Source organism: Glutamicibacter arilaitensis, from assembly GCF_044793945.1.
In the GTDB taxonomy this organism is placed as follows: Bacteria; Actinomycetota; Actinomycetes; order Actinomycetales; family Micrococcaceae; genus Glutamicibacter; species Glutamicibacter arilaitensis_B.
Window position 1 is genome coordinate 418793 of sequence record NZ_CP084994.1, and the last position, 13513, is coordinate 432305.

Consider the following 13513-nt stretch of genomic DNA (forward strand, 5'->3'; position numbering starts at 1 on the left):
GATCTTAGGGGTGTGAACCGACTAAATGTGACCTTCCGGTATCAATATGGGGAAGTCAATTTCGGAGGCGGCAGCCAACAGGTCAAAAAACGGATAACAGCTTTTGGCGCAAAGGAAAGGTAATCGGTCTGCGCTGGCACCTTGGCAATGTTCAGCCCGGGTGTGATCCATAGCGGGGCTGTGCTCGGCATGATCAGTCCGGTGCGTTCAACCTCATGACCGACCGCGACATGCGGGAGCTTACACCCGGAAAATATCAGGACAAGCGATGCCGCAGGGGTCAAGTTCGGGTCCAAAATGGCGGTGCTCATTGCGGGTAGGTCCAATTAGCGTGGCCGGGAAATTTGCCCCGTGCAACCCAGCCGTTTACACGTGGTGGTATTTGCCTCCGGCGAGGATGTCTTGGGCACGGTAGAGCTGTTCGGTGAGGATCAGCCGCACCAGCTGGTGCGGGAAGACCAGTTTGGACAGCGACCACGCGAAGTTCGCGCGCTGGTGGATCGAGGCATCGACTCCGTATGCACCGCCGATGATGATGACGACGTTGCGCGAGGAGTCAATTGGAGCGCGAAGCGTGTTCGCCAGCGTAGGAGAGTCCACGTTCTTGCCGCGTTCGTCCAGTAGCACCACAAAGTCATCCGCGGAGATCTTCGCCAGGATTCGTGCCGACTCCTCGGCGCGTGCCGCATCGTTCTCGCGCGATGAATGGTTGAGCAGCTGCCAAGATAAATCGAAGGGTTTCTTCAGACGTTTTTCGTAGCGGGAGATTCCCTCGTCCACCCAGGATTCGTGCTTCTTGCCAATGGCTAAAACCTTGATCGTCATGTGACTATTCTTCCGCATGAGTCGGCATCGCCGGTGCGCTTGGCTGACCACTACGATGGAAGTCATGAGATCTTCCTGGTACTTCCGTCAAGGTCAACGGCCCCGTGGCACGCAGATCCTTTGGATCATCTTTGGTCTTGTGGTTGCCATGTTCTATTTCACTCGCCGAGTTCTGGTCTCGTTGCATGTGGGCGGCTGGGCCAAAGACCTGGATGAGCCGACGCACCGCTGGGTGTTGGAGCATCAAGTCCCCGCGTTGCAGAATCTTGCCGACCTGCTGTACTTCTGGGGTTCCACCCCAGGGATGACGATTATCATGCTGGTGCTGACCGGGTTGCTGTGCTGGCTCACGCGCAGCGTTTGGCCGTTGGTGACGGTTGCGTTCACGGCGCTGGTGTCGGTGCTGCTGACAGTGCTGCTCAAAGCCAATCTTCAGGTGCCGCGCCCGCAAGAGATGCCCGGTGCGCCCGCGTCACCCGAATCTTTCTCGTTTCCCAGCGGGCATACGCTCAACGCGATGGCGCTGATCGGGATCGTCAGTTATCTGGCCATCGTGTACGGTCTGCGCCGCTACGCCTACCTGATCGGTACCCTGGCGGGCCTGTTTATCCTCGCCATGGGTGCCTCACGCATCTATCTCGGGCATCACTGGGTCTCGGACGTGGCGGTGGGTCTGCTCATCGGTGCCGCCTGGGCCGCGGTGGTAGCGATCCTGCATTTCTACTTCGTGCCGCGCCGGCAGGTGGCTACTCGCCCATCACACGGATCGGTGAACCCTTAGCCCAAGCACGAATGTTCTCCACGGAGTCCCGGTAGAACATTTCGAACTGTTCGGCAGTTACGTAGCCGATGTGCGGGGTGGCTATCAACCCGCGAGTGCGGGTGAGCTGATCAAGCACCGGCAACGGTTCCACGTCGAATACGTCTACGGCCGCTAGCCGCAGCAGCTGGTTTTCCAAGGCGGAAATCAGTGCCGGGGTCTGGACAATGCGGCTGCGCGAGGTGTTCACCAAGATCGCTTCGGGCTTCATCCAGGACAGCTGCTTGGCGGAGACGACCCCGGTGCTGCGTTCGGAGAGCTTCAAATGGATGGTGAGCACGTCGCTGGTGGCGAAGAGCTCAGCCTCGGAGACCAGCTCGACGCCCACCTCGGTAGCCCGTGCCTTGGTCAGATTCTGGCTGTAAGCGATCACCCGCATGCCAAAGGCCAATCCGACCTTGGCCACCCGAGATCCGAGGTTCCCCAGGCCGTACACGCCGAGGGTTTTGCCGGCTAGCCCGATGCCGAAGGATGACTGCCAAGGTTCGGATTCGGTGCGCGGCGAATCGGTGGAGAATAGTTCCAGGTCGAGCCGGCGGGCGGCGGCGAGAATGAGCGCCCAGGTGTGTTCCACGGCGTCCGTCGGAACGTATCCGGTATGGGAAACGATAACATCGTGCACCGCGGCCGCATCCAGATCGATCGAACCGTTGCGCCGACCTGTGGAGACCAAAAGTTTCAGGTTGGGCAGCCGCTCGAAGCGGGCGCGCGTGAAGGGTGTGCGCTCGCGCATTGCCACGATGGCATCAAAAGGTTCCAGCGCCGCGCAGACGGCGCTGTCCTCGTGGCCCAAGTGCTCGTTGAATACGGTCAATTCGGCATTCAGCTCGGCCGCAAGCTCGTCGAAATCCGCGAAGTCACGAGCGGCGTTCTGATAGTCATCCAAGATAGCAATACGCATGCCTTCATCATATGCGCGGGCAAGCTCTGACGCCGCAGTCCTTCGGCGAATGAGTCGACGGCGCAACACCGGCGGGGCAGGTGAGGGCAAAAAGAAGGTGGTGCCCGCATTGGCTTACGCGGACACCACCAGCAGTGCTGTGGATTACTCGGTGACCTCGAAGGTGACCTCTTCGGTGAAGGCACGACCGTGAACATCGGTAGCGGTGACCGTGGCAGTGTGTGTTCCCACCGTCATATCCGAGGGCAATTCCAGACGCCATAGGTGGTTGGTTTTCTCGGCTAGTCCGCCACCGTGGACGAACTGCTCGGCAATGGCCACCGGGTCGGAGTATTCAGCGCCCACGCGCGGACGTTCGCCAGTCATCTGCTGGGTGCGCGTGGCTAGAGTCGCCTCTGCACCGTCAAGAGCGACTTCCACGCTCGAACCGGTGCTGCCCATCCAGAAGTTCGTGGTCAGCCAGGTCTCTTCGGAGAGCTCGGCTTGGCTTACAGACAGAGGATTTTCAAGTGGAGCCACCGTGCCACGTGGCTGCTCAATGTTTTGTGCGTACCATTCGCGGTAGGCCGGGGTGTTCAGACCCAGTGCCATCTGCTTCGTCTCGTCACCTCCGGTGACGGTGAAGCGTTCGGTGGTGGCATCATTCTTGATATCGAGAGTCAGCACGCCAGGCGGGGTGCCGTCACGCTGGATGGAAGTGGGGTAGCCGTTGTCGGTGACTCGGCCCGCGTACCACTGGCCGGAGACGGCTGGAACCGTCAAGTGAGTGAAGGGCAGTCCGTCCGCGCCAACCTCGTCACGCCACCCGTCCAGCAGATCGCCGGCACGCAGGTTTTCCGACATGTGCGTGTGCCCGCCCAGGGAGACGACCTCGCGGCCTTCAAGGATCTCGTAGATTTCCTTGACCTGCTTGGTGGTGTGCGAATCGCTGTAGAAGAATTCCAGCAGCGGGCTGTGCCCGGCCAAGACGATGGCCTCATTCTTAGGAACCTTGGCGATATCCGCGCGCAACCATTCAAGCTGTCGTTCGCCTAGGTCGTAGGTGTAGTCGCTCTTCTTTGCGGGAACTTTTGTCGGGTAAGAGATGGTGCTCAACGCGACCACGTGTGTCTTGCCTGCATCATAGGAGTAGTACTCCGGCCCGAACTGGGCACGGAAGCTGTCGAATTCGTGCTCCCCGTCCAGCGAATCAAAATCCATGTCGTGGTTTCCCGGAAGGAAGCGTGCAGGCCCGTTGAGCATGGAGGTCAGCTCGCGAGTCTGCGCGAACAAGGACAGATCATCTCCAACCAAGTCGCCAATGAACAGTGCGCCGCATCCGGTGTAGTCGGTGCGCTCGGCCAGATCGCTGAACACACCGCTACGGGCGAATTCGACTTCCTTCTGGTTGTAGGTCTGCACGTCCGCGCCGATCACGCAGCTCTGTTCCGGGGACTGGGTGGCGGAGCTCTGGGTCAGCGGGAAGTTGACGGCTTCGGGGAGCGGGCCGGTGGGCTCGATCCCGCCGTACTTCAGCTCTGGGGAACCTGCCGGAAGGTGGGTGTAGTGGAACTGGGCGACATTGTTTTCATCCACTGGCACCTGGTAGCCGCGCGGTTGGGTGACGAACATTGTCATATTCTCAAAGGACGGCAGATCATAGCGTCCCTGGCCATCAGTGGTGGTCACCTCGCGCCCGTTGGAAACGGTGACTCCCGGCCTGCCAGGTTCATTGGAATCATGCTTGGAATTCTTATTGAGATCTTCGAACACCACACCATCGATGGTTTTCGGGGTTCCATCCTGGTTTTCGTCGGAAGCCGGAATTGCTTCGACAGAGCCTCGGTAGGCACTGGATTCCCAGTTGGCGCTGGAAACATTGGTTGCTTCCGGGATTGGGGACGAATTCGCCGCGGTAATGGCAACAGAGGTTGCAACGACGACGAGAGCGCCTGCGGTGAGTCGTGCTGGGGTGAAGTGATTGGTTTTACCGGGTCGAGCGAATGATTTCACGGACGTTCCTCCGGGGTGGTGACAATCTGCCGGCCCATTGACCGGCCAGAGTCAACGTTGTCAGCCGGAGGTAAATAGCAGTGAGCTCTGGGGTAATGTCTAATAATCGATCTCGTAAAAACTAACCCGGTGTCTTGGGAAGATTTATCGTTTTGATTCGCCGATTGCAGGAGCAAGCCATGGATATCGTTCAGCTGTTGCTTAGTGGCCGGCGGGGGCGGCGTGTTCTTTGGGAATTTGCCTTGGACAGCGAAGCCCGGGCGCTGTCTGAAGTCGACGATCACCCGCTGCGTTCGGCAATGTATTACGCATCGTACCAAGTAGAGGTAGTTCGTGGTGATTCGGTCATCATGTTTGGTCCGGGCGCGGACGAAGGGCGCACCATCACCGTGAGCGTAGAGGAACTTGCCAAGCTGATAAGCGCCACCAAGCTGTTATCGGTCACCGAGCAGCTCTTGCAGAAGGCGCTGGAGAGTTCCGTTGGCCATGCCAGATACTGGCAGGAACCGGACGGGGAAGACACGCTGCTGGCTTCGCCTGTTCTGACCGACGCGTTGCGTCGGGTCGCCGAACACATTGCGACCTCGGTACTAGCGCAGTGGTGGTTTGCCCCGGTAGATCTGCGCACGCAGATTCACGTGGAATTTGATCAGTCTGATCCCGCCGGCTCGATGACGAGCACCGGGCCAAGCGTCTTTGACAAGCTCCTGCGATGGAAAGAGAACCTGATCCTCACCGAAGCACGTGCGCGCGCGGAAAAGCCAACGCCGGTGACGGCCATGATAGGTGGTGAGTGGTGGTCAATGCCCAGCAGTCAACTCGTGAGCAGTACCGGGGTGTTTGCGAACCAGCAACCAATTGGTCTGAGCTGCGTTGAAGATGCTTTTAACTGGGAGCAAGCGGTCACACGGAGAGCTAGCGTTCCTCCTTCTGTCAAAATTCTAGAAATCTCAACGGCCGACGACTGGGTGCAACTATGCCGGGACTACGGCATCGAGGTCACCGCCCATAAACGCCACGAATGGTATCGGAGCACTGGACGTGATGGAGCGTGGGTGATGCCCGATTGGTTGGCGGTATCCAAGGACTATGACGGTGTGCATCTGAGCATTGCCGGTTACTTGGCGCTCGCCGGAGAATACTTGGGCGTAGAGAAAGACTTTGCCACCGTGATCGCCGGATGGGACCCGGGGAAGACCTACTGGTTCACCGATGATCTGAGGTTTTACGAGGACCCGGTCAGTTGGCGCTGTCTTGATGCTAACAACGAGGACCGCCGTTGGGTGCGCAGCACGGAAAAGTGACGCTGTCCGACTCGTCACCCAAGTAGGTCTGATGGCCAAATTTTGATGAAATGGATGTCATGAGTGAAGCAAGCCAGCAGGATTTAGCCGCAGCTACCGAAGTACTATTGCAACTTCGCTGGTCTGATCAGGATGCCCTCGGGCATGTTAATAATGCCCGCATCGTCACGCTGATGGAAGAAGCGCGAATTAGGTGGACGCGCGAAGACGGCAACACCGGACGTTTTGAATATGGGACGGTGGTCGCCTCGATTAATATCGATTACCTGCGCCCGCTCTATTACCAGCCAGAAATGCTGATCCGCATGGGAATTAGCCGCGTGGGAAACAAGTCCTTTACTGTTCGCGGGATCGGTTATCAGGATGGCCAACAGGTCTTCGATTCAACCACTGTCATGGTCCCGTTAGCTCAAGATGGCAAATCCTCACGCGCGCTCAACGACATTGAACGCGGCTGGCTGGGGAAGTCGCTGATTCCAGCACGCAGATAAGCCTTGCCCACTGAAAACCAGTAACTCCGAAAGAATCAGCTGATTCTTTCGGAGTTACTGGTTTGTGGCCGTTGGGAAACATTGTTACTTGGTTTCTTCCGCGGCGTACTCGTCCAAGACTTTTTTGCCGATCTTGAAGGCAACGTTTGCTGCAGGAACCGAACAGTAGATGGCACACTGCAAGAAGACTTCCTTGATCTCCTCTGCGGTCATGCCGTTGCGCAGTGCGGCGTGCACGTGCATTTCCAGCTCTTCCCAGTAACCGCCGGCGATCATTGCGGTCAGCGTGATGGCGCTGCGTGTGGTGCGCGGCAAGCCGTCACGGGTCCAGATGGTGCCCCATGCGTAACGGGTAATCATTTCCTGGAATTCGTCGGTGAACTCGTTCGAATTGTTGGTGGAGCGATCTACGTGTTCACTACCGAGCACCTCGCGGCGGACGACCATGCCTGCATCATAGGTGTCGCCGGGCTGACGCTGAGAATCTGACATAAGTTTTTGACCTTTCCCTAGTTACTGGTGAAGAAATCGACCAGAATGGCGGCGGTTTCCTCGGGTGCTTCGGCCGGTGCTAGGTGCGCGGCGGAGTCAATGACGGCCGCGGTTCCCTTTGGTGCATTGTCGGCAATGAATTCGGCATCTGCCGGAGGGCACACCTGATCCTGGGCACCGTTGATGGCGATAATTGGGTCGGTCGTCGTTGCCAGCTGCTCGCGTACATCAAATCCTGCCAGCGCACCGCATACATGGGCGTAGGCAAAACGATCCGCGTCCTGCAGATTGTGCAGCAGGTCGGTGGAGATGACCGGCTCCTTCTCGATGAAGCCAGGGGCAAACCAACGCTGCGCGGAACCCGTCACCATGGTGGGGGTACCGGCCTTCGCTACGAATTCTGCTCGCTCCGTCCAACCTTCGGGGGTGCCAATCTTTGCCGCGGCGCAGATGCTCGACAGACCGTTAAAAGTACCTGGGTGGTCGACCGCCAGCTGCAACGCGATCGCGCCTCCAACGGAAACTCCGGCGTAGAACAGCTTGCTGCCATCGGTGATGACCCCGTCGGTGCGCAGCGCATCGATCATGGTGATGACTCCGGTGGCCAGCTGGCTCATGGAGAACTCTTCGGTGGAGGGCTTGCTTGCACCATGTCCGGGAAGATCCCACGCAATAAGCTGGAAGTGATCCTTCAGATATGGCACTGCCGGTCCCCATAGTTGCAGGGAAGCGGTACCTAGCGAAGGGCCAACGATAAGGGTTGGGAGTTCTTTGTTGGTGTGAAGCACCGATGGGGTTAGTTGTGGGACTGCCATGATTCCTTTCGTGCCGAGTATTCGGCGAGAACGGTTGTAGTGAAACGATCCGCAGCTCCGAGGTAGCCTGCAGGATCCAGTAATTCGGAAAGTTCTGCGTCAGTTAGATCATGTGAGGAGATCTCTAATCTCAACAGCTCCCGCAGACTGACCTGATCGGTCAGCGAACGTAAGACCAGGGATTGAATAGCTGGTTTGCCGCCGGTGACTAGCGGGGCCAGGACCGTGGCAAAGCGTTCGGAAACGATCGCATCACCACCGAGCTTCAAGTTCTCTTCCATGGCCGGTGCGTGGACAGTCAGGCCGGTGGCCAGCGTGGCAGCGTGGTGAGCCGCGCCGGAAGCCAAACGCAACAGCTCACGCAACGCGCTCCATTCGGAGTGCCAGCCGCCATCGGGTCGTTCATCCACGGCGGTGCCGGCGGCGGTGAAGAGCGTGGTGATGAGCCCGGGGGCGCTGAGCGCGGCATTGCGCAACAAGACCGAGTGCACCGGATTCTGCTTTTGCGGCATGGCCGAGGAGCCTCCCTTGCCTGCTTCGCGAGGCTCGGACAGTTCACCGACTTCCGGACGTGAAGCGGTGAGCACATCCGCGCCAAAACTACCCAGGGCCGCGACGCAGGCGGCTAAAGCCGAGCCGACCTGAACGATGGGCACGCGATTGGTATGCCATGGCGCTCCCGGATCAACAAGTCCCAGGGATGAGGCCAGCTTGGTGCTCAGCGCCCCGGAGCTGGTGCTCAACTCCGGGCGGTCACTGAGGAACTGCTCCAGCGAGGCGAGGGTGCCAACGGCGCCTCCCCACTGGAGGGATAGCTGACTTTCAGCGTGGGCGAGCTGCTTCTCCGCGCTCAGCACTGCTGACAACCAGCTGGCTGCCTTCCAACCGAAAGTGGTCGGGAGCGCATGCTGCGTCAGCGAGCGCGCGATGCATAGGGTGCCGCGGTGCCCCTCGGCCAGTTCGGCCAGTCCACGAACGGTTCTGCGCAGGTCGGCGAGGGTGGAATGCAAAGTACGCGAGAGCACCAGCATCAACGCGGAATCGATGATGTCTTGGCTGGTGGCTCCCCGGTGCAGCGCGGTTCCGGCAGTCCCCGGGGCGCCGTCTTCGGCGAGCCGTGCGCGCATCATGCCGAGCAACGGGATCAGCGCATTGGCGCCGTCCGGAGTTTTGGCGGCAAGCTGCTTCAAGTCATAACGCGAAACCTGGGCGACATTGCCGATTGCATGCGCGTCGTCCGTGGTGCACAGACCTGCGTCTGCTTGCACCCTGACCCAGGCGGCTTCCACGTCAAGCATTGCCTGGACAAAAGCCATGTCGCTGGCGGTAGCCGCCGCGGGAGTTCCGGCCCAAGCGGGGGAGAGCAAGCCGTAATCCATGGTGTCCATACGGTCCCTCAATTCTTTATGCATGTGGTTCAAATGTTAGTGCCCGACAACGGGCAAAACCCCGTCGGCGCACCTGCACCGATTTCCTTCGGTCGCAGGTGCGCTCCAACGGGGTCGCGCGGCGGGGGTTAACCCTCGCGTGGGTAGGAGAGGAACACGGTTTCCCGGTCTCCCTGCAGGCGAATATCAAAACGTAACGAACCATCTTCTTCGCGGGTTGCGATCAGCGTCTGACGCTGTTCGCCAGTCAGCGAGGAGAGCAGCGGATCGTTGTCCAGCGCCGCGGTGTCCTCGGGCAGATAGATGCGGGTGAACAGGCGGTTGAGCAGGCCACGGGCGAAAACCGTGAGCATGATGAACGGTGCTTTGCCCTCTTCGGTGGCGCCCGGGTTCAGCGTAGTGAAGGTGTAGTGGCCAACATTGTCTACCGCAGTGCGTCCCCAGCCGGTGAAGGTGTAGCCGTCGCGAACCAAGGAACCGTCACGCGAGACGACGTTGCCGTGCTCGTCGGCTTGCCAGATTTCCAATAGCGCATCCGGGATCACCTCGCCCTTGCCGTCGGTGATCACCCCGTGCAGGCGCACCGAATTCGGGTTGGCCTGGTTGACCAGTTCATTGTCTTTCTCGAAGGGTAATGCGTAGCCGTAGAACGGACCAATGGTCTGTCCCGGGGTGGGGGCTAGCTTGAGTTCTGGTGCCTGAGACATTTAGTGATCTCCCTCTTCGTCTTCCATCCAGGTCCGGTTTGATCCGGTGAGCACGATGTCCCAGTTGTAGCCGGTGGCCCATTCGTGGGAAGTGATCGAGTGGTCGTAGGTGGCGACCAAGCGGTCGCGGGCGTCGGCGTCGGTGATCGCCTGGTAGATGGGATCCAGGGAGAACAGCGGGTCCCCTGGGAAGTACATCTGGGTGATCATGCGCTGGGTGAAGTCGGTGCCGAAGAGCGAGAAGTGGATATGCGCTGGGCGCCAGGCGTTGTGGTGGTTCTTCCACGGGTACGGGGCCGGCTTGATGGTGGTGAAGGAGTACTCGCCGTTCGGTCCGGTGATGGCGCGTCCCACACCGGTGAAGTTCGGGTCGATCGGGGCCGGGTGCTGGTCGCGCTTGTGGATGTAGCGTCCGGCGGCGTTGGCCTGCCAGATTTCCACCAGCTGCCCGGCCACCGGGCGGCCGTCGCCGTCGAGCACGCGGCCAGCGACGACGATGCGCTCGCCGATTGGTTCGCCGTTGTGCTGGATGGTCAGATCTGATTCCAGGGCGTGCACATCTCGCTGGCCGAAGGCCGGGGAGTAAAGCTCGATGGTCTCCGGGTCCACGTGGTGCAGATTCTTGGTGGGGTGGCGCAGCAGCGAGGATCGGTAAGGCGCGAAGTCGATGCGCGGCTGGGTCTCGGCTTTCTTCCCTTCAACCACCGACTGGCGGTATGCCGCGTGGATGTCGGTGATTTCCTGGCTGATGGATTCCTGCGAGATGGTGGTGGCGGCGGGATCCAGAACGTGCGAATTATCGAACGATTCGTCTTTGGTGGTTTCGTTGCTCACTACGTGCTCCTTTCGGTACGAATTGGTGTAGGTCAGTTGATTGCTTTAGGAGTGTGGCCAGCCGGTGTAGGACTCGGCCAGATACTGCATGCCGTATCGCGAGGAGGTCACGGTATCCAACTCGCCTAGCGCACGCCGAGCCATAAATGGATCGGCGTTGACTGGGGTGTGCAGCATCGAGGTCATCCAGTAGGAGAAGTTCTGCGCCTTCCAGACCCGCTTGAGGGCTAGCTCCGAATAGCCGTCCAGCAACTTCTCGCTTCCGGTGGAGAAATAGGAATCCAGCGCTTCGAAAAGCACCTTCACATCTGCGAAGGCGAGATTCAGGCCTTTGGCTCCGGTGGGCGGAACGGTGTGCCCGGCATCGCCGATCAAGAACATGCGCCCGTGGGAGAGCGGTTCGCGCACGAATGAGCGGAAACCTAAAACGGTCTTATCGAAGATCTCTCCGGTCTGCAGTTGGAAGTTATCCGGACCATCCACACGGCGCTGCAGTTCGGACCAGATGCGGTCATCGCTCCACGCGTTGACGTCTTCGTTCGGATCGCACTGAAAGTACATGCGCTGCACCGTTTCGCTGCGCTGGGAGATCAGCGCGAAACCGTGAGGAGAGTTCGCGTAGATCAATTCCGGTGAGGATTTTGGTGCCTTTGTCAGGATGCCGAACCATGCAAAGGGGTAGGCGACCTTGAAATCTTTGCGGATGGGTTCTGGCATTTGGCGTCGCGCGAAGGAACGTGATCCGTCGGCGCCAACGATGATGTCTGCATGGACTTCGAAGTGGGTTCCCTCAACGTCGGTGAAGCGGAACTTCGGGGTGGACGTGTCCATGTCCATGATCTCGGTGACTTCGCAGCTGTAGCGCACATCGCCGGCATCGCGCTGGCGGGCGGCGGCAAGGTCAACAAAAACCTCGTTCTGCGCGTACAAGGTGACCGTGGCATCAACGAGATCGCGGAAATCCAAGGGGTGCGATTCACCATTGAATCGCAGATCGATGCCTGCATGCTCATCGCCAACGCTGAGCACGCGTCCGTCAACGCCGGACTCGGTGAGCATCTTGACTGCCTGGGCTTCCAGGATCCCGGCGCGATGTGTGTTGCGGATCGTCTCGTGATCGCGCATTTCGACTACCAAGTTGTCGATTCCGGACTTGGACAGCAGGTGCGAGAGCATCAGGCCGGCAGGACCTCCACCGATGATGCCGACCTTGGTTTTGATGATGCGCGGTGTCTGAACCATGGAATCCTGCCTAACTATGAGGGACCAGCCGCACAGGAATTAGGCAGTATTGCCGGATTCTTGTTCCTGGTCGAAGAGGTGGAACTTCCTCAAGAATGCTGTGCTATCCGGCAAACAAGGCAGGGATTCTCATTGAATGAGAATATTTCTCCGTGGGTTACGCGTTATCGCCCAGGGCTACGCGCGCAAGCAGCTCACGTAGCTGTTGGCGTTCGGCCGGAGTGAGTGCACTAAGCGTTTCGTTTTCGCTTTGTTGCGTTGCCTTGCGAGCCTTTGCATACAGTTTTCTGCCTGCATCGCTGGCCACGATGACCTTGGAGCGGCGGTCGCTGGGATCGGCAATCCGAGCGACGAGTCCCTCGGATTCCAATCCGTCTACCAAGGGGACGATCTGGCTTGGGTCAAGGGCCAGGAATTCCGCTAGATCACGCTGGGTTGGCGTGGCATCGCCACATGCCAGTGAGAGGACTGAATAGGAGCGAACCTTGAGATTAAAGGGCTTGAGCGCTTGGTTCGCCCGACCGGAACCCAGTGAGCGCATGCGAGCTACGAGGAAGTCCAGCTCCTGAACAAGATCGCTTTCCATGAACTGTTCCGCCTTAGTCGTGTTGATCGCGTGTTTCGCGTTCATCCCATTCTCCTCGCTTTTCTTGAAAAAATAAACCATTGACTTTTTCAAGGATTAAAGATCTTATGTATATAGCTAAGGTTCCCATCAATCGCCACGGCGGAGCAATCGGAACATCGCACTAAAAAGGGAAAACTCATGTCGTTAGCAGGAAAAGTTGCAATCGTCACCGGTAGCGGACGCGGTCTCGGACTGAGCTACGCGCAGGAGCTAGCACGCCACGGTGCCTCGGTCATTATCAATGATGTCGATTCCAATGCCGTCGACGCGGCAGTCGCCGCTATTACCGATGCAGGTGGCAAAGCTGCCGGAGTAGTCGCCGCCGTCGGCTCCAGCGAAACAGCCACAGCGCTAATTGCGGGCGCTATTGAGAATTTCGGCCGCCTAGATATTTTGGTGACCAACGCTGGAGTACTGCGAGATAAGTCCTTGCTGAAGATGACCGACGAAGATTTCGACCTGGTAATCAACGTGCATCTGCGCGGCACCTTTACTTGCGTCCGCGAAGCTTACGGTTACTTCAAGGAAAACAATGTCGCCGGTCGCATTATCGCCATTGGTTCGCCCACCGGGCAACGCGGAAACTTCGGCCAAACCAACTACGCCGCCGCGAAGGCAGGAATTGTGGGCATGGTGCGCACCTGGGCCCTTGAAATGAAACGAGCCGGGGTGACCGCCAACGTGGTGATCCCGGTAGCCGCAACCGAAATGACAAAAACTGTGCCATTCTTCGCGGCCGCCGTTGATGCCGACGAACGCGGCGAAGCCATGCCTGACTTCTTCCGCAAGGAACTAGGATTCGGCACTGCCGATGACGTCGCAGGTCTGATCGCCTTCTTGGCTTCAGATGCAGCTGCCGATGTTAATGGCCAGGCAATCGGCGTTGGTGGAGACCGGATTCAGATCTGGAGCCACCCTGAAGCGGCGATTACAGAATTCCACGATGGTGGTTGGGATTATGAAACCCTGACCCAAGAATTTTCTGCACGCTTCGCTGCACACCAGCAGTCCGTCGGTGAAAAGTTCCCTGAACTGCCCGAAGAACTTCGTCCGGAACCAGCAAAGTAAGCTCCG

14 protein-coding genes are annotated in these 13513 nt (G+C 58.9%); 4 read left to right on the plus strand and 10 right to left on the minus strand.

The genetic code is table 11. The features are described 5' to 3' along the window. Nucleotides 1-366 precede the first annotated feature (366 nt). On the minus strand, nucleotides 367-825 hold the full coding sequence (locus tag LG294_RS02000; RefSeq protein WP_404289033.1) for a 23S rRNA (pseudouridine(1915)-N(3))-methyltransferase RlmH: 459 nt from the start codon (nucleotides 823-825) through the stop codon (nucleotides 367-369). Between the two features lie 64 nt (nucleotides 826-889). Between LG294_RS02000 and LG294_RS02005 the strand changes: the two genes are divergently transcribed. Next, nucleotides 890-1606, plus strand: a complete 717-nt coding sequence (locus LG294_RS02005; RefSeq protein WP_404289035.1) for a phosphatase PAP2 family protein — start codon at nucleotides 890-892, stop codon at nucleotides 1604-1606. On the opposite strand, the gene LG294_RS02010 is transcribed toward LG294_RS02005, so the two are convergent. Together LG294_RS02010 and LG294_RS02015 are read right to left on the minus strand one after the other, a co-directional pair. Further along, nucleotides 1572-2546 (minus strand): D-2-hydroxyacid dehydrogenase family protein, encoded by a 975-nt coding sequence (locus tag LG294_RS02010; protein ID WP_404289037.1) that lies wholly within the window; start codon nucleotides 2544-2546, stop codon nucleotides 1572-1574. The two genes, LG294_RS02005 and LG294_RS02010, sit on opposite strands and share 35 nt — an antisense overlap. A 144-nt stretch (nucleotides 2547-2690) precedes the next feature. After that, nucleotides 2691-4538 (minus strand): calcineurin-like phosphoesterase C-terminal domain-containing protein, encoded by a 1848-nt coding sequence (locus LG294_RS02015; RefSeq protein WP_404289039.1) that lies wholly within the window; start codon nucleotides 4536-4538, stop codon nucleotides 2691-2693. Between the two features lie 179 nt (nucleotides 4539-4717). Between LG294_RS02015 and LG294_RS02020 the strand changes: the two genes are divergently transcribed. Together LG294_RS02020 and LG294_RS02025 are read left to right on the plus strand one after the other, a co-directional pair. Next, on the plus strand, nucleotides 4718-5842 hold the full coding sequence (locus LG294_RS02020) for a hypothetical protein (RefSeq protein WP_404289040.1): 1125 nt from the start codon (nucleotides 4718-4720) through the stop codon (nucleotides 5840-5842). A gap of 59 nt (nucleotides 5843-5901) precedes the next feature. Beyond that, nucleotides 5902-6333 (plus strand): acyl-CoA thioesterase, encoded by a 432-nt coding sequence (locus LG294_RS02025; protein ID WP_404289042.1) that lies wholly within the window; start codon nucleotides 5902-5904, stop codon nucleotides 6331-6333. Nucleotides 6334-6417: 84 nt separating this feature from the next. On the opposite strand, the gene pcaC is transcribed toward LG294_RS02025, so the two are convergent. From pcaC to LG294_RS02060, 7 genes are all read right to left on the minus strand, one after another. Further along, on the minus strand, nucleotides 6418-6825 hold the full coding sequence (gene pcaC / locus LG294_RS02030) for a 4-carboxymuconolactone decarboxylase (RefSeq protein ID WP_096255067.1): 408 nt from the start codon (nucleotides 6823-6825) through the stop codon (nucleotides 6418-6420). A gap of 17 nt (nucleotides 6826-6842) precedes the next feature. Further along, entirely contained in the window at nucleotides 6843-7640 is a 798-nt protein-coding gene (locus tag LG294_RS02035) for an alpha/beta fold hydrolase (protein ID WP_404289044.1), read from the minus strand. Continuing rightward, the gene (locus LG294_RS02040) at nucleotides 7622-9028 is read right to left on the minus strand and encodes a lyase family protein (RefSeq protein WP_404289046.1); all 1407 of its coding nucleotides are present in this window, start codon (nucleotides 9026-9028) and stop codon (nucleotides 7622-7624) included. The genes LG294_RS02035 and LG294_RS02040 overlap by 19 nt, the downstream gene beginning before the upstream one ends. 128 nt (nucleotides 9029-9156) lie before the next feature. Next, entirely contained in the window at nucleotides 9157-9735 is a 579-nt protein-coding gene (gene pcaG, locus LG294_RS02045; RefSeq protein ID WP_404289048.1) for a protocatechuate 3,4-dioxygenase subunit alpha, read from the minus strand. Continuing rightward, a complete protein-coding gene (pcaH, locus tag LG294_RS02050) occupies nucleotides 9736-10569 on the minus strand; it encodes a protocatechuate 3,4-dioxygenase subunit beta (protein ID WP_404289050.1) in 834 nt (277 codons plus the stop codon). It lies immediately after the preceding gene. Nucleotides 10570-10614: 45 nt separating this feature from the next. After that, complete coding sequence (locus tag LG294_RS02055; protein ID WP_404289052.1) at nucleotides 10615-11811, minus strand: 4-hydroxybenzoate 3-monooxygenase; 1197 nt, start codon at nucleotides 11809-11811, stop codon at nucleotides 10615-10617. Nucleotides 11812-11968: 157 nt separating this feature from the next. After that, nucleotides 11969-12442, minus strand: a complete 474-nt coding sequence (locus LG294_RS02060; protein ID WP_404289054.1) for a MarR family winged helix-turn-helix transcriptional regulator — start codon at nucleotides 12440-12442, stop codon at nucleotides 11969-11971. 135 nt (nucleotides 12443-12577) lie between these two features. Between LG294_RS02060 and LG294_RS02065 the strand changes: the two genes are divergently transcribed. Further along, complete coding sequence (locus tag LG294_RS02065) at nucleotides 12578-13507, plus strand: SDR family NAD(P)-dependent oxidoreductase (RefSeq protein ID WP_404289056.1); 930 nt, start codon at nucleotides 12578-12580, stop codon at nucleotides 13505-13507. The last annotated feature ends 6 nt before the right edge of the window (nucleotides 13508-13513 follow it).